General features: G+C 62.0%; 14 protein-coding genes. 6 read left to right on the forward strand and 8 right to left on the reverse strand.

All coding sequences use genetic code 11. The annotated features are described in order from the left end of the window. Positions 1–10: 10 nt before the first annotated feature. Entirely contained in the window at positions 11–1,405 is a 1,395-nt protein-coding gene (locus tag KZX66_RS03995) for an MATE family efflux transporter (RefSeq protein ID WP_248076647.1), read from the forward strand. Here KZX66_RS03995 and tusA read toward each other — a convergent pair. Together tusA and rlmM are read right to left on the reverse strand one after the other, a co-directional pair. Then, complete coding sequence (tusA, locus tag KZX66_RS04000) at positions 1,402–1,647, reverse strand: sulfurtransferase TusA (protein ID WP_248076649.1); 246 nt, start codon at positions 1,645–1,647, stop codon at positions 1,402–1,404. The two genes, KZX66_RS03995 and tusA, sit on opposite strands and share 4 nt — an antisense overlap. 116 nt (positions 1,648–1,763) lie before the next feature. Then, entirely contained in the window at positions 1,764–2,840 is a 1,077-nt protein-coding gene (gene rlmM / locus KZX66_RS04005; RefSeq protein ID WP_248076651.1) for a 23S rRNA (cytidine(2498)-2'-O)-methyltransferase RlmM, read from the reverse strand. Positions 2,841–3,036: 196 nt separating this feature from the next. On the opposite strand from rlmM, the gene acnA reads away from it, so the two are divergent. Beyond that, positions 3,037–5,778: an aconitate hydratase AcnA gene (acnA, locus tag KZX66_RS04010; RefSeq protein WP_248076653.1), complete on the forward strand. Its 2,742-nt coding sequence runs from the start codon at positions 3,037–3,039 to the stop codon at positions 5,776–5,778. 69 nt (positions 5,779–5,847) lie between these two features. Here the strand turns inward: acnA and KZX66_RS04015 are convergent, their stop codons facing one another. Together KZX66_RS04015 and cysK are read right to left on the reverse strand one after the other, a co-directional pair. Then, complete coding sequence (locus KZX66_RS04015; RefSeq protein WP_248076655.1) at positions 5,848–6,786, reverse strand: aspartyl/asparaginyl beta-hydroxylase domain-containing protein; 939 nt, start codon at positions 6,784–6,786, stop codon at positions 5,848–5,850. 145 nt (positions 6,787–6,931) lie between these two features. Further along, positions 6,932–7,906, reverse strand: coding sequence for a cysteine synthase A (gene cysK / locus KZX66_RS04020; RefSeq protein WP_248076657.1), 975 nt, complete (start codon positions 7,904–7,906; stop codon positions 6,932–6,934). Positions 7,907–8,048: 142 nt separating this feature from the next. On the opposite strand from cysK, the gene KZX66_RS04025 reads away from it, so the two are divergent. From KZX66_RS04025 to KZX66_RS04035, 3 genes are all read left to right on the forward strand, one after another. Further along, the gene (locus KZX66_RS04025) at positions 8,049–9,125 is read left to right on the forward strand and encodes a DUF748 domain-containing protein (RefSeq protein ID WP_248076659.1); all 1,077 of its coding nucleotides are present in this window, start codon (positions 8,049–8,051) and stop codon (positions 9,123–9,125) included. Positions 9,126–9,224: 99 nt separating this feature from the next. Further along, positions 9,225–10,070, forward strand: coding sequence for a MoxR family ATPase (locus tag KZX66_RS04030; RefSeq protein ID WP_003210690.1), 846 nt, complete (start codon positions 9,225–9,227; stop codon positions 10,068–10,070). Beyond that, a complete protein-coding gene (locus KZX66_RS04035) occupies positions 10,070–11,248 on the forward strand; it encodes a VWA domain-containing protein (protein WP_248076663.1) in 1,179 nt (392 codons plus the stop codon). Before KZX66_RS04030 ends, KZX66_RS04035 begins: the two co-directional genes overlap by 1 nt. Positions 11,249–11,322: 74 nt before the next feature. Here KZX66_RS04035 and KZX66_RS04040 read toward each other — a convergent pair whose 3' ends face one another. Genes KZX66_RS04040 through KZX66_RS04050 form a run of 3 tightly spaced genes read right to left on the reverse strand, consistent with a single transcriptional unit; the run spans position 11,323 to position 13,675 of the window. Continuing rightward, entirely contained in the window at positions 11,323–12,237 is a 915-nt protein-coding gene (locus tag KZX66_RS04040; protein WP_248076666.1) for a biotin-dependent carboxyltransferase family protein, read from the reverse strand. Then, positions 12,234–12,938 (reverse strand): 5-oxoprolinase subunit PxpB, encoded by a 705-nt coding sequence (pxpB, locus tag KZX66_RS04045; protein WP_248076669.1) that lies wholly within the window; start codon positions 12,936–12,938, stop codon positions 12,234–12,236. Before pxpB ends, KZX66_RS04040 begins: the two co-directional genes overlap by 4 nt. Beyond that, entirely contained in the window at positions 12,935–13,675 is a 741-nt protein-coding gene (locus KZX66_RS04050) for a 5-oxoprolinase subunit PxpA (protein ID WP_248076672.1), read from the reverse strand. The genes pxpB and KZX66_RS04050 overlap by 4 nt, the downstream gene beginning before the upstream one ends. Positions 13,676–13,847: 172 nt before the next feature. On the opposite strand from KZX66_RS04050, the gene KZX66_RS04055 reads away from it, so the two are divergent. Next, complete coding sequence (locus tag KZX66_RS04055) at positions 13,848–14,777, forward strand: LysR family transcriptional regulator (RefSeq protein WP_248076675.1); 930 nt, start codon at positions 13,848–13,850, stop codon at positions 14,775–14,777. Between the two features lie 40 nt (positions 14,778–14,817). On the opposite strand, the gene KZX66_RS04060 is transcribed toward KZX66_RS04055, so the two are convergent. Beyond that, positions 14,818–15,360, reverse strand: coding sequence for a DUF2937 family protein (locus KZX66_RS04060; RefSeq protein ID WP_248076678.1), 543 nt, complete (start codon positions 15,358–15,360; stop codon positions 14,818–14,820). Between the last annotated feature and the right edge of the window lie 2 nt (positions 15,361–15,362).

Below are 15,362 nucleotides of genomic sequence, written 5' to 3' on the forward strand. Positions count from 1 at the left end.
ACATTCGTACGTGAACACTGCCACTGCCCCCCTCACCCGCCCCGCCCGAATCAGCCGGGAAGTGGGCGGCCTGATGACGCTGGCGCTGCCGATCATGATCGGCCAACTGGCGACCACCTTGATGAGCTTTGTCGATGCGGTGATGGCCGGTCGCGTCAGCCCGCAGGACCTGGCGGCAGTGGGCCTGGGCAACTCGATCTGGATCCCGGTGTACCTGTTGATGAGCGGCACCCTGCTGGCCACCACGCCGAAGGTCGCCCAGCGCTACGGCGCGGGGCAGTACGCTGACATCGGGCCGCTGGTACGTCAGTCCTTGTGGCTGGCCGTGGTGGTTGGCATCACCGGCGCCGTGCTGCTGCTCTGCGCCGAACCGATCCTGCACGCAATGCAGGTTGAGCCGGACCTGATCGCCCCCACCATGGGCTACCTGCACGGCATCGCCGCCGGGATGCCGGCCATTGCGCTGTACTACGTATTTCGCTGTTTCAGTGAAGGCCTGGGCCGTACGCTGCCCAGCATGGCCATGGGCCTGTGTGGATTGGCGCTCAATATTCCGCTGAACTACATCTTCATCTACGGCCACCTGGGCCTGCCGGCCATGGGCGGCGTGGGCTGCGGCTGGGCCACGGCGATTGCGATGTGGGTGATGATGCTCGGCATGGCCGGCTGGACGCGTTTTGGGCCGGCCTACCAGAGCAGCGAACTGTTCAAACGCTTTGACTGGCCGCAATGGGCGGTGATCAAGCGCGTGCTGGGGATTGGCCTGCCGATCGGCATCGCGATCTTTGCCGAGTCGAGCATCTTTGCGGTCATTGCCTTGTTGCTGGGCAGTCTGGGCGCCACGGTGGTATCCGGGCATCAGATCGCGCTGAACGTCAGCTCGCTGGTGTTCATGATCCCCTATTCGCTGAGCATGGCCGTCACCGTGCGTGTCGGCCAGGCCCTGGGGCGTGGCGAGGCCCGGCAAGCGCGCTTCGCCGCAGGCGTCGGCATGGGCACCGCCTTGGCGTACGCCTGCCTGTCGTGCAGCCTGATGCTGTTGTTGCGCGAGCAGATCGCGGCGATCTACACCCCCGACCCGGTGGTGATCCACCTGGCGTCGACGCTGATCGTGTTTTCCGCACTGTTCCAGTTCTCGGACTCGATCCAGGTCACCGCCGCCGGCGCCTTGCGCGGCTACCAGGACACGCGGGTGACCATGGTGCTGACCCTGTTTGCCTACTGGGGCGTGGGCCTGCCGGTGGGCTATGCCCTAGGGCTGACCGACTGGCTGGGCGAGCCAAGCGGCCCGAGCGGTTTATGGCAGGGGCTGATCGTGGGCCTGAGCTGCGCGGCAGGGATGTTGCTGGTGCGCCTGGCGCGCAGTGCACGCCGGCGCATTCGGGCCGACAAGGCGCAGGCTTAATCGGCTTTCTTGCGGATCCAGTACAGGAAGGTGCCGGCCTGTTCCTGCTGGTCCACCAGTTCGTGGTCAAGAAACACGCAGAACTTGGGGATATCGCGGCGGGTCGAGGGGTCGGTCGCGATGACCTTGAGCAAGCCGCCCGCGGGCAGGTCACGGATGTGCTGATGCAGCATCATCACTGGCTCCGGGCAGTTGAGGCCGGTGGCGTCGAGGGTGCCGTCGACGGGCAGGTCAAGACTCATACTTCACTCCTAAAACTAACGCGCTCTCCTGGGAGCGGCGGTGCGACTTGCCCGCGATGGGCAAGCGTTGGACAGTTATACCGCTATCGCAGGCAAGCCAGCGCCCACATTTGAACTCAGCGGCTTTTGGATTTCTTTACGTCGATTAACCGACGCAAATGGCACGTCACTTCCTCGCGGTCGTGGTACAGCTGCTTGCAGCCGATCTCCACGCGAATGCCGCGTGCCTTGAAGCCCTCTTCAATGCGTTCCAGCAGGCGCTTGACTTCGGCATAACGCTGCTTCATCGGCAGCTTCAGGTTCACCACCGCTTCGCGGCAATGGCCCTCGCCGATCCAGGTCTCCAGCAACGCGGCGTTGCGCGCCGGTTTCTCGACGATGTCACACACCATCCAGTCCACCGGTTGCTTGGGCACGAAGGTGAAGCCGTCGGCCATCAAGTGTTGCACCAGGCCAGTGTCCATCAGGCTTTCGGCCATAGGGCCGTTGTCGATGGCGGTCACCAGCATGCCACGGTTGACCAGTTGCCAGGTCCAGCCGCCCGGCGCGGCGCCGAGGTCGACGCCGGTCATGTCGCCGTGCAGGCGCTCGTCCCACTGGTCGCGTGGGATAAAGTGGTGCCAGGCCTCTTCCAGCTTCAGGGTCGAGCGGCTCGGCGCTTCACGCGGGAACTTCAAACGGGGGATGCCCATCGGCCACATCGCCGAGTTGTTCGACTCGGCCAGGCCCATAAACACTTCGCGGCCGCTCTTAAAGGTCAGCAGCAGGCGCGGCTTGCTCGCATCGTCGACCAATTTGCCGGCGTTGAGCAGGGCTTTGCGCAGGTGCACTTCAAATTTTTTGCAGAAGTTCGACAGTTCCTTGCCGTCGTTGGTGTCGACCATTTCCAGCCACAGGCTGCCGCAGACCGGGAATTCGCGCAGGTGAGCGAGGATCACGCTGATGCGGTCGGTTTCCGGCAGGTCGATAAATACCCCGCGCGCCCACTGCCTTGGGAAGATCAGCTCGGCAAAGCGTTGGCCATGCATCAGGCGCGCGGCGCCGTCTTCTTCGGTGCAGACAAATTCGGCGCAGGCGCTGCCGGTCTTGGCCTTGGCGTAGCCGGAAACGTTCAGGCGCGCGGCGTGTTCCGCGATCTCGGAACAGACTTCGCCTTCAAAACCCGGGCGGCAGTGCATAAAAAGGGTGTTCATCGACTCTCCTGGTGACTCAACCGGCCTTGCGCTATCGCAATGCCTGTCATGAAAACGCGCGCATGATAGCCGAGTTCGGAACCTTGGACTTGTCCATAGAGTCCAGTTATTAGCCTGCTAATGAAAACAGCGCTAGCTTTAAAGCTCTGTTCGTCCCGTCAGGTCCGTAGCCGTGCGGACCATAAGGAGTCGCGTCATGTCCTCGCTTGATAGCCTGAAAACCCTTAAGACCCTGGAAATAGACAGCAAAACCTACCACTACTTCAGCCTGCCCGAAGCCGCCAAGAGCCTGGGCGACCTGGACAAGCTGCCGATGTCGCTCAAGGTGCTGCTGGAAAACCTGCTGCGCTGGGAAGACAACAAGACCGTCACCGGCGCCGACCTCAAGGCCATTGCCGCCTGGCTCAAAGAGCGCCAGTCCGACCGCGAGATCCAGTACCGCCCTGCCCGTGTATTGATGCAAGACTTTACCGGTGTGCCCGCCGTGGTCGACCTGGCCGCCATGCGCGCCGCCATGGCCAAGGCCGGGGGCGACCCGCAGCGCATCAACCCACTGTCGCCGGTGGATCTGGTGATCGACCACTCGGTGATGGTCGACAAGTTCGGCAATGCCGACGCCTTCGAGCAAAACGTCGACATCGAAATGCAGCGCAACGGCGAACGCTATGCCTTCCTGCGCTGGGGCCAGAGCGCCTTCGACAACTTCAGCGTGGTACCGCCGGGCACCGGCATCTGCCACCAGGTCAACCTGGAATACCTGGGTCGCACCGTGTGGACCAAAGACGAAGACGGCCGCACCTATGCGTTCCCCGACACCCTGGTGGGCACCGACTCCCACACCACCATGATCAATGGCCTGGGCGTGCTCGGCTGGGGCGTGGGCGGGATCGAAGCGGAAGCGGCGATGCTTGGCCAGCCGGTGTCGATGCTGATCCCGCAAGTGATCGGCTTCAAGCTCACCGGCAAACTCAAAGAAGGCATCACCGCCACCGACCTGGTGCTGACCGTGACGCAAATGCTGCGCAAAAAAGGCGTGGTGGGTAAGTTCGTCGAGTTCTACGGCGACGGCCTGGCCGATCTGCCCCTGGCGGACCGCGCCACCATCGCCAACATGGCCCCGGAATATGGCGCCACCTGCGGCTTTTTTCCGGTGGATGATGTAACCCTGGACTACCTGCGCCTGTCCGGCCGCCCGAGCGAAACCGTGAAGCTGGTGGAGGCCTACACCAAGGCCCAGGGCCTGTGGCGCAACGCCGGCCAGGAGCCGGTGTTCAGCGACAGCCTGGCCCTGGACATGGGCAGCGTCGAAGCCAGCCTCGCCGGGCCGAAACGCCCCCAGGACCGCGTGGCCCTGCCGAACGTCGGCCAAGCCTTCAGCGACTTCCTCGACCTGCAATTCAAACCCACCAACAAAGAAGAAGGCCGCCTGGAAAGCGAAGGCGGCGGCGGTGTGGCGGTGGGCAACGCCGACTTGGTGGGCGAAGCGGATTACGAGTACGAAGGCAGCACTTATCGCCTGAAAAACGGCGCGGTGGTCATCGCCGCGATCACCTCCTGCACCAACACCTCCAACCCCAGCGTAATGATGGCGGCCGGGCTGCTGGCCAAAAAAGCCGTGGAAAAAGGCCTGACCCGCAAGCCCTGGGTCAAAAGCTCCCTGGCGCCCGGCTCCAAGGTGGTCACCGACTATTACAACGCCGCCGGCCTGACCCACTACCTGGACGCACTCGGCTTCGACCTGGTGGGTTATGGCTGCACCACCTGCATCGGCAACTCCGGCCCGCTGCCTGAGCCGATTGAAAAAGCCATCCAGAAAGCCGACCTCACCGTGGCCTCGGTGCTGTCCGGCAACCGTAACTTCGAAGGCCGCGTGCACCCTTTGGTGAAAACCAACTGGCTGGCCTCGCCGCCGCTGGTGGTGGCGTACGCCCTGGCCGGCACCGTGCGTATCGACATCAGCAGCGAGCCGTTGGGTAACGACAAGGACGGCAAACCGGTGTACCTCAAGGACATCTGGCCGAGCAGCCAGGAGATTGCCGACGCGGTGGCCCAAGTCAGCACCGGCATGTTCCACAAGGAATACGCCGAGGTGTTCGCCGGGGACGAGCAGTGGCAGGCCATTGAAGTCCCCCAGGCCGCGACCTATGTGTGGCAGAAAGACTCCACCTACATCCAGCACCCGCCGTTCTTCGACGACATTGGCGGGCCGCTGCCGGTGATCGAAGACGTCAAGGCCGCCAACGTCCTGGCGCTGCTCGGGGATTCGGTGACCACCGACCACATCTCTCCTGCCGGCAATATCAAGACCGACAGCCCCGCCGGCCAATACCTGCGCGAGCAGGGCGTAGAACCGCGCGACTTCAACTCTTACGGCTCACGCCGGGGCAACCACGAAGTGATGATGCGCGGCACCTTCGCCAATATCCGCATCCGTAATGAAATGCTCGGCGGCGAGGAAGGCGGCAACACGCTGTATATCCCCACGGGCGAGAAGATGGCGATTTACGATGCGGCCATGAAATACCAGGCGTCGGGCACGCCGCTGGTGGTGATCGCCGGGCAAGAGTACGGCACCGGCTCAAGCCGCGACTGGGCGGCCAAAGGCACTAACCTGCTGGGGGTCAAGGCGGTGATCGCCGAAAGCTTCGAGCGCATTCACCGCTCCAACCTGGTGGGGATGGGCGTGCTGCCGTTGCAGTTCAAGCTGGATCAGAACCGCAAGACGCTCAAACTCACCGGCAAAGAGAAAATCGACATCCTCGGCCTGACCGACGTTGAGATCGTGCCGCGCATGAACCTGACGCTGGTGATTACGCGGGAGGATGGCAGCCGCGAGAAGGTGGAGGTGCTGTGCCGGATCGACACGCTCAATGAAGTGGAATACTTCAAAGCCGGCGGCATCCTGCACTATGTGCTGCGTCAGTTGATCGCCGCTTAAGAACACAGGCGAACACGTGCGGGAGAGGGCTTGCCTCTCCCACCGTTTAACCCTGTTGTACCTGTCGGATCAGCCGAACAGCCATTTCCACAGCAGCACCAGTACCACAACCGCCAACACCGGCCGCGCAATGCGGTAGGCCTTGGGGTGCTTGCGCTTCCACTGCTTGACCACACCGCTGAACTTGTCGCTGAAGGTCTTGCTCCAGGCATAGGCCTGGTTGATGCCACCTACGCGTTCGTCGTCCAGGTTCTGCGGCGCCGTGGCGCGACCCAATTGCTTGCTGACCCAACGGTTGACGCGGGTCATGAACGGGTTGCTCAAGGGGCGTTCAATGTCACAGAACAGGATCACGCGGGTGTGCTCGGTTTCGTTCTTCACCCAGTGCACATAGGTTTCGTCGAACATCACGTCGTCACCGTCGCGCCAGGCATATTCCTGGCCATCGACGAAAATGCGGCAGGCGTCGGAGTTGGGCGTGGACAGCCCCAGGTGATAGCGCAGCGAGCCGGCAAACGGGTCACGGTGCGGGTTGAGGTGGCTGCCGCCGGGCAACAGCGCAAACATCGCGCCCTTGACGTTGGGAATGCCGCTCACCAGTGCCACGGTTTTCGGGCACAGCGCCTCGGCCGACGGCAACGGTTTGTCGTACCACTTGAGGTAAAAACGTTTCCAGCCCTTCTTGAAGAACGAACCAAACCCGGCGTCGTTGTTCTTTTCGGCGGCACGGATGTAACCCTCGTCGAACAGGCGCATGGCTTCTTCGCGGATCACTTCCCAGTTGTCCTTGAGCACATCCAGTTCCGGAAACTTGCTGCGGTCCAGGTAAGGTTTGGACGGCACCGCGGAGAACAGGTACATCAAGGCGTTATAGGGGGCGAACAGCGCCGAGTGGTTCACAAACTGGCGCAACATCGGTAAACGGGCCTTGCCGCGCAGGTGTACATACAGGGTGCTGCCGATAAACAACAGCAACACCGACAACTTGGCGGCCAACGAAAAGGTCATGCAGCAACTCCTGGAAATAAGCGCCTGGCCAACCACTTCCCGTCACGGGGAAACCAGACATAGCAGCCGGCCATGATAAACAGTTGGGCCATTATGCAGAAGGCCCAGGGTACCGGGGCTGACACACATCAACCCCAAATGCCTATCAGGCCTGGTTTTCCTGGTCGGTAAACAAATCGCTGAACAGCATGCTCGACAGGTAACGCTCACCGGAATCCGGCAGGACGACCACGATGGTCTTGCCTTGCATTTCCGGCTTCTCGGCCAGCCGCACAGCCACCGCCATCGCCGCGCCGCAGGAAATACCGCACAAAATCCCCTCTTCCTGCATCAGGCGCCGGGCCATGGCCTTGGACTCGTCGTCGGTCACCAACTCCACACGATCGACCATCGACAAATCGAGGTTTTTCGGGACAAAACCCGCGCCGATGCCCTGGATCTTGTGCGGGCTGGGCTTGATCTCTTCACCGGCCAGTGCCTGGGTGATCACCGGCGATGTAGCGGGCTCGACGGCCACCGACAGAATCGGCTTGCCGGCGATGTTCTTGATGTAGCGCGACACACCGGTGATGGTGCCGCCGGTGCCGACGCCCGCGACCAGCACATCCACGGCGCCGTCGGTGTCGTTCCAGATCTCCGGGCCGGTGGTTTTTTCGTGGATCGCAGGGTTTGCCGGGTTTTCGAACTGGCCCGGCATAAAGTAGCTGGCCGGGTCGCCGGCGACGATTTCAGCGGCTTTCTCGATGGCCCCCTTCATGCCTTTGGCAGGCTCGGTCAGCACCAGCTCAGCGCCAAGTGCCTTAAGCACCTTGCGTCGCTCAATACTCATGGACGCCGGCATGGTCAGCAGCAGCTTGTAACCACGGGCGGCGGCGACGAACGCCAGGCCAATCCCGGTGTTGCCCGAGGTGGGCTCGACAATGGTCATGCCCGGCTTGAGTTTGCCGCTGCTTTCCGCGTCCCAGATCATGTTCGCGCCAATGCGGCACTTCACCGAGTACCCAGGGTTACGCCCTTCGATCTTGGCCAGGATGGTCACGCCGCGCGGCGCGATACGGTTGATCTGAACCAGGGGCGTGTTACCGATGGAGTGCGCGTTGTCTGCAAAAATGCGGCTCATGACGGGTCCTATTGGGCGGTTTTCAGAAAGATTCCAAGGGTATGCCTCGTGCCGCAAAGCGTCCAGTCGAAGGAACGTTGCGCCTGTCGCGGCAGTCCACCTCACTATATGGACCGAGCTATATGGACCGAGGACCCTTCCCATGAAACGTCGCTACAGTTGGCCACTCTTGACCATCGCCGGATTGCTGGTGGTTTTGGTTGCCTTGAACATCGCCCTGCCCTACCTGGTGCGTAACTACCTCAACGACAAGCTCGCCGAGATGGGCGATTACCGGGGCCACGTGACCGACGTGGACCTGGCGCTGTGGCGTGGCGCTTACAGGATCAATGGCCTTGAGATCATCAAGGTCGACGGCAAGGTGCCCGTACCGTTCGTCAACGCACCGCTGATCGACCTCGCGGTGAGCTGGCACGCTCTATGGTACGACCACGCCGTGGTGGCCAAAGTGCGATTTATCCGGCCCGAGGTGAACTTCGTCGACGGCGGCGCCAACAAGCAGGCGTCCCAGACCGGTAAAGGCACCGACTGGCGCGAGCAATTGAGCAAACTGGCACCCATCACCCTCGATGAGGTGCGCATCGAAGAGGGCAAGATCGCCTTCCACAACTTCAGCTCCAAACCCGTGGTGAAGATCGACGCGACCGACGTCAACGCCAGCTTCTACAACCTGACCAATGTGGTCGACGTCAAAGGCAAGCGCGACGCGCGGTTCGACGGCAAGGCCCTGTTACAAGGCCAGGCGCCGGTGGACGCCAGCGCAACGTTTGACCCGCTGAGCAACTTCGAGAATTTCGAATTCCGCCTGCGCGCCAAAGACCTGCAGCTCAAGCGCATGAACGACTTTGCCTCGGCCTACGGCAAGTTCGACTTCAAGGCGGGCACCGGCGATGTGGTGATCGAAGCCCAGGCCGAGAAAGGCCAGTTGACCGGTTACATCAAGCCCTTGCTGCGCGACGTCGAGGTGTTCGACTGGAAACAGGACGTCGAAAACCAGGACAAAAATATCTTCCGTTCGATCTGGGAAGCGGTGGTCGGCACCAGCGAAACCGTGCTGAAAAACCAGCGTAAAAACCAGTTCGCCACCCGCGTGGAACTCAGCGGCAGCGTGCATCAGCAGGATGTCAGCGCGTTTTCGGCGTTCCTGGCGATCCTGCGCAATGGCTTTATCCAGGCCTTCAACGCGCGCTATGAACAACCCAAGCCGTCGGCGGACTGAGCCTGACCGCCCATTCAGAGACTGAATAACCCGTCTGCGTTCACAGTCGCCGGGGGCGCGCGGTATAGTCCGGGCATTGATGAATTCGAGGAAACACCGATGAAGTTCGAAGGCACCCAGGCCTACGTTGCAACCGACGACCTGAAACTGGCCGTGAATGCCGCCATTACCCTGGAGCGACCACTGCTGGTCAAGGGCGAGCCCGGCACCGGCAAGACCATGCTCGCCGAGCAACTGGCCGAATCCTTCGGTGCCAAGCTGATCACCTGGCACATCAAGTCCACCACCAAGGCCCACCAGGGCCTGTACGAGTACGATGCGGTCAGCCGCCTGCGCGACTCGCAACTGGGCGTGGACAAAGTGCATGACGTGCGCAATTACCTGAAGAAAGGCAAGCTGTGGGAAGCGTTCGAGTCCGAAGAGCGGGTGATCCTGCTGATCGATGAAATCGACAAGGCCGATATCGAATTCCCCAACGACCTGTTGCAGGAACTCGACAAGATGGAGTTCTACGTCTACGAAATCGACGAGACCATCAAGGCCAAGAAACGCCCGATCATCATCATTACCTCCAACAACGAAAAAGAGCTGCCGGACGCGTTTCTGCGCCGCTGCTTCTTCCACTACATCGCCTTTCCCGACCGCACCACCCTGCAGAAAATCGTTGATGTGCACTACCCCGACATCAAGAAAGACCTGGTCAGCGAAGCACTGGACGTGTTCTTCGACGTGCGTAAAGTGCCGGGCCTGAAGAAGAAACCGTCCACCTCCGAGCTGGTCGACTGGCTCAAGCTGCTGATGGCCGACAACATCGGCGAAGCGGTGCTGCGCGAGCGCGACCCCACCAAAGCCATCCCGCCCCTGGCCGGTGCTCTGGTCAAGAACGAGCAGGACGTGCAGTTGCTGGAGCGTCTGGCGTTCATGAGCCGTCGCGGTAACCGCTGATGCTGCTCAACCTGTTCAATGAGATGCGCGCGGCCAAGGTGCCGGTCTCGGTGCGCGAGCTGCTCGACCTGATCAACGCGCTCAAGCAGCGCGTGACCTTCGCCGACATGGACGAGTTTTACTACCTGGCCCGCGCGATCCTGGTCAAGGACGAGCGGCATTTCGACAAGTTCGACCGCGCGTTCGCCGCCTATTTCAATGGCCTGGAAAAGCTCGACGACCACTTGCAGGCGCTGATCCCCGAAGACTGGCTGCGCAAGGAATTCGAACGCTCGCTGACCGACGAGGAGCGCGCGCAGATCCAATCCCTCGGCGGCCTGGACAAGCTCATCGAGGAATTTAAGAAACGCCTGGAAGAACAGAAAGAACGCCATGCCGGCGGTAACAAATGGATCGGCACCGGCGGCACCAGCCCGTTCGGCTCCGGCGGCTACAACCCGGAAGGCATTCGCGTCGGTGACGCCGGCAAGCGCCAGGGCAAGGCCGTAAAAGTCTGGGACCAGCGCGAGTACAAGAACCTCGACGACCAGGTTGAATTGGGCACCCGCAATATCAAGATCGCCCTGCGCCGCCTGCGCAAATTCGCGCGCCAGGGCGCGGCCGACGAACTGGACATCGACGGCACCATCGACCACACCGCCCGCGATGCCGGGTTATTGAACATCCAGATGCGCCCGGAGCGGCGCAACACCATCAAGCTGTTGCTGCTGTTCGATATCGGCGGTTCGATGGACGCCCACGTGAAAATCTGCGAAGAGCTGTTCTCGGCCTGCAAGACCGAGTTCAAGCACCTGGAGTATTTCTACTTCCACAACTTCGTGTACGAATCGGTGTGGAAGAACAACCAGCGCCGCACTTCCGAACGCACCTCCACCCAGGACCTGCTGCACAAATACGGCGCCGACTACAAAGTGATCTTTATCGGCGATGCGTCGATGGCGCCGTATGAAATCACCCAGGCCGGCGGCAGCGTCGAACACTGGAACGAGGAGCCGGGGTACGTATGGATGCAGCGCTTCATGGCCAAGTACAAGAAGCTGATCTGGATAAATCCGTATCCAAAGGACACCTGGGGCTATACGGCATCGACCGCGATCGTGCGGGAACTGGTGGAGGATCAGATGTATCCGCTGACCCTGCGCGGGCTTGAGGAAGGGATGCGCTTCCTGTCGAAGTAAGCCTGGCGTCCAATTCAATACAAACCCACTGTGGGAGGGGCCAGCCCCTTCCCACCTTGGCACCTCGGTGTATTTCAGGCGGTGCTCAGCCGCTGCAAATATTCGACATGCTGCCGATGCGCCGTCTCCTGCACCACAGGCGCCAGCCGCACTGTCTCCCCCGGCAGACACTGCGCCAGCCGCGCCAGCGCCAATGGCGTCAACGCGCCCAGGCGCGGGTAGCCGCCGATGGTCTGCCGGTCATTGAGCAACACAATCGGCTGCCCATCCGGCGGCACCTGGATCGCGCCCAATGGAATCCCTTCGGAAATCAGCGACGGCCCCTGGTACTGCAGCGGCGTGCCGAGCAGGCGCATGCCCATGCGGTCGGCGCGGCTGTCCAGGGACCAGTCGGTGTTGAACGCATCGAACAGGCTCTGGCCGCTGAACTGCCCGATCTGCGCCCCGACAATCACCTCAAGGGGCGCCTTGTCAGGCAATGTCGGCTGGCTTAACACCTTCATCGCCCCGCCTGTGCCCAGGTAAGCCAGGAGCCCGCCTTGGGCCAACGCTTTGCCGAAGCCGTCCGGCCCGCCCAACCCCTCGCGCACCACCGTCGCGCAACTGCCCAGCACATCCGGCGCCTCGAACCCGCCCGGTGCGGCCAGGTAAGCGCGCGCGCCATTGAACGGCTGGGTAAAGCGCAACCGCTGGCCCTTTTGCAGGATAAAACTGCGCCCAGGGCTGATCGCGCGCTCGTCGATATACGCGCCCAGATCGGCACCGGCCAACGCCAGCAGGCAATACGCCTCGGCCTGCACGGTAAAGCCGCCCAGGGTGATCTCCACCACCGGCGCGTCCAATGCGTTGCCCAGCAACCAGTTGGCCCACGACATCGACACCCAATCAAGCGCACCGCCCTGGGTCACGCCCAGGTGGCGTACGCCAAAACGACCGGCGTCCTGCAACAGGCACAAAGGCGTGCTGGCCTCGATGATCAAGCGACTCATGCCTGTGCCTCCAACGGCGTGTCATCACCACCCAAATTGATAAATTCGGCGTGCTCGACGGGTTCAAAGCGCACGGTGTCGCCAGGTTGCATCAAGCTGTAACCGTCGCGCTGGCGGTCGAAGAGTGTGGCCGGGGTGCGGCCGATGAGGTTCCAGCCGCCCGGGGAAACCACCGGGTATGCGGCGGTTTGCCGCTCGGCGATGCCGACACTGCCGGCCGCCACGCGTTTGCGCGGGGTATTGAGGCGCGGTGTGGCCAGGCATTCGTCCACCAGCCCCATAAAGGCAAAGCCGGGGGCGAAACCGAGGGCGAACACCTGATATTCGTGGGCGCTGTGGCGGCGGATCACATCGTCCACCGTCAAGCCGCTGCGCTGGCTGAGCAAGGTCAGCTCGGGGCCGACGCTCAGGTCGTACCACACCGGCAGCACGTGGCACTGGCCGCTGCCCTGGGCCTGTGGATGCAGGTCGGTCAGCGCTTGGTCGATCAGCGCCCGCGCCTGGGCCGGGGTCAACGCGGTGAGGTCGTAATGCACCATCAAGGTGGTGTACGACGGCACCAGGTCCACCAGCGCCGCGCCGAACCCGTTGCGCAGGCGCTGGGTGGCGGCGAGCATCCAGGGCATATTAGCTTCGGCGATCACGTCGAACAGACGCACCATCAAGCAATCGATGGCCACCACTTCAATACGTGGCTTCATGCGAGTTTCAACGCCTCGCGAATACGCTGCACGGCCGCGACCGAGCTGGCGTTATCGCCATGCACACACAAGGTATGCGCGTGCAGTACCAGCGGGCTGCCGTCACTGGCGGTCAGCGCTTCGCCGCGGGACAGGGTCAGGGCCTGCTTCAGAATGGTCTCGGCTTCGTGATGCACCGCGCCCGGCAACTGGCGGGACACCAGGTGGCCTTTGCTGTCGTAGGCGCGGTCAGCGAAGGCTTCGAACCACAAGGTCACGCCATATTCATCGCCCAGGGCCTGGGCCGCGCTGTTGTCCCGGGTGGCCAGCAGCATCAGCGGCAGGTCGCCATAAGCGGCCACGGCCTGGATCACCGCGCGCAGTTGGGTGGGGTTGGCCATCATGTCGTTGTACATCGCACCGTGGGGTTTGACGTAGCTGACCCGCCCGCCCTGAGCCCGGCAGATGCCGTCGAGGGCGCCGATCTGGTAGTGCAGCAGGTCCTGGATTTCCTGGGGGGTGTAGGCCATGGAGCGACGGCCGAAGCCTTGCAGGTCTTGATACGCAGGGTGCGCGCCCACTTTTACGCCATGCTTGAGCGCCAGGCTGACGGTCTTGCGCATGATGCTCGGGTCACCGGCATGGAAGCCGCAGGCTACGTTGGCGCAATCGATGAACGGCATGACTTCGGCATCCAGACCCATAGTCCAGTTGCCAAAGCTTTCGCCGATGTCGCAATTGAGTAGAAGGCGGCTCACGTCGCTCGCTCCTGTAGGCATTGTTTTTGTAGTGTGGGATTTTTTACGCAGAACTCGCAACTTGTCCTGCCACCCAACGGCGCTTATCGTGGAATGGTCCGATTTTTGGCGTTTGCCGCGTGCCGCGTCCAACTAATAAAAACCGATCCATGCATAAGAAAAAGTTGATCCCATGAATTTGAAGTTCCTCGAAACCTTCGTCTGGGTGGCCAAGCTCAAAAGTTTTCGCCTGACCGCCGAAAAACTGTTCACCACCCAGGCCTCGATCTCCAGCCGCATTGCCGTGCTGGAGGGCGAACTGGGGGTGAAGCTGTTTCTGCGTGATTCACGCGGCGTGAGCCTGACCCCGGAAGGCGTGAAGGTGCTCGATTACGCCGAGCAGATGATGGCGACCATGCAGGATTTGAAGCAGTCCCTGGAGACCACCAGCAGCAAAGTCGGGCGTATTCGCATCGGCGCGATGGACACGGTGATCCACACGTGGCTCAGCCCATTGGTGGCCGAATTGATGGACCATTTCCCGCTGGTTGAAATCGAATTGGTCGCCGATACCGCGCTCAACCTCAGCGATCAGCTGCAAAAAGGCTTCCTCGACCTGATCCTGCAAACCGACCTGCTGCGCCTCGAAACCGTGCGCAGCCTGGAACTGGGCAGCCACCCCATGGCCTGGATCGTGGCCAACCAGTCCATCTACCACCGCGATTATGCATCCCTCGCTGAACTGGCCCAGGAACGCATCATCACCTACTCGAAAAACTCCCACCCGCACCAGGATGTACTGAGCCTGATGCAGGCCAACGGCGTCGCCGCACCACGGATGAACTGCGTGAATTCGGTGTCGGCCATCACGCGATTGCTGCGCGACGGGTTTGGGATTGGCGCCCTGCCACCGGTGCTGGTCAGCGAAGAACTGGCCCGGGGGGAATTGGTGATGCTGCCGATGGCACAGCGCTTGCCGAATTTGCAGGTGGTGGTGTCGTGGCGCGTGGGGGTGGAGCTGGTGGAGGAGATTGTGGGGCTGTGCCAGAAGGTGGTGGCGCGATATGCCAAGGAAGTCGGCGAAGAGCGGATGGTGCTGCCTCCCCTGGCGAAACCCGATTAAAACTGTGGGAGGGGCTTGCCCCCTCCCACATTGGGGGTCCTTAGAGGCCTTTGAGGTCACGCTCTTCGATCGGCCGGCTCTGGCGCATGCGCTTGCCGCCCAACACGATCCAGTCGATCAGGCGGAACAGGCATTCGATGCCGAACGACAACAGCATCGCCCCGCCCAGGCCCCAGCCCATGGCCTCGGGGGTCAGCAGGATCTGGTAGCTGTAGCCGTTCCAGGTTTCCTGGCGGATATCCGGGTCGGCAGCCACCGCCACCTGCAGGGCGCGGATGTACCACGGGCCCTGCATGGCCTGGAATTGTTTATCCAGGGCCACTTGCCGATCGAGCATTGCGCCCAGGCTGTTGGCATCGCTCTGGAACACCGGGTCATCGCTGGCGCGGTAGTGCGCCACCAGCGCCTGCAAGTCGCCCTTGAAGAACTGTTGCGCGGTGGATTCAAACCCACGCAGGCCGGTCTGGGCCTCGATCAAGTGGGCTTCGACGCGCTTGGCGTAATCGTTGATAAACCCCGGCACCTGCACACCGACCAACAGGCCAATAGCAAACAGCACCAACCGCAGATAGCTGAGCAACATGG

The sequence above is a fragment of the Pseudomonas sp. EYE_354 genome, assembly GCF_023148575.1.
GTDB lineage: Bacteria > Pseudomonadota > Gammaproteobacteria > Pseudomonadales > Pseudomonadaceae > Aquipseudomonas.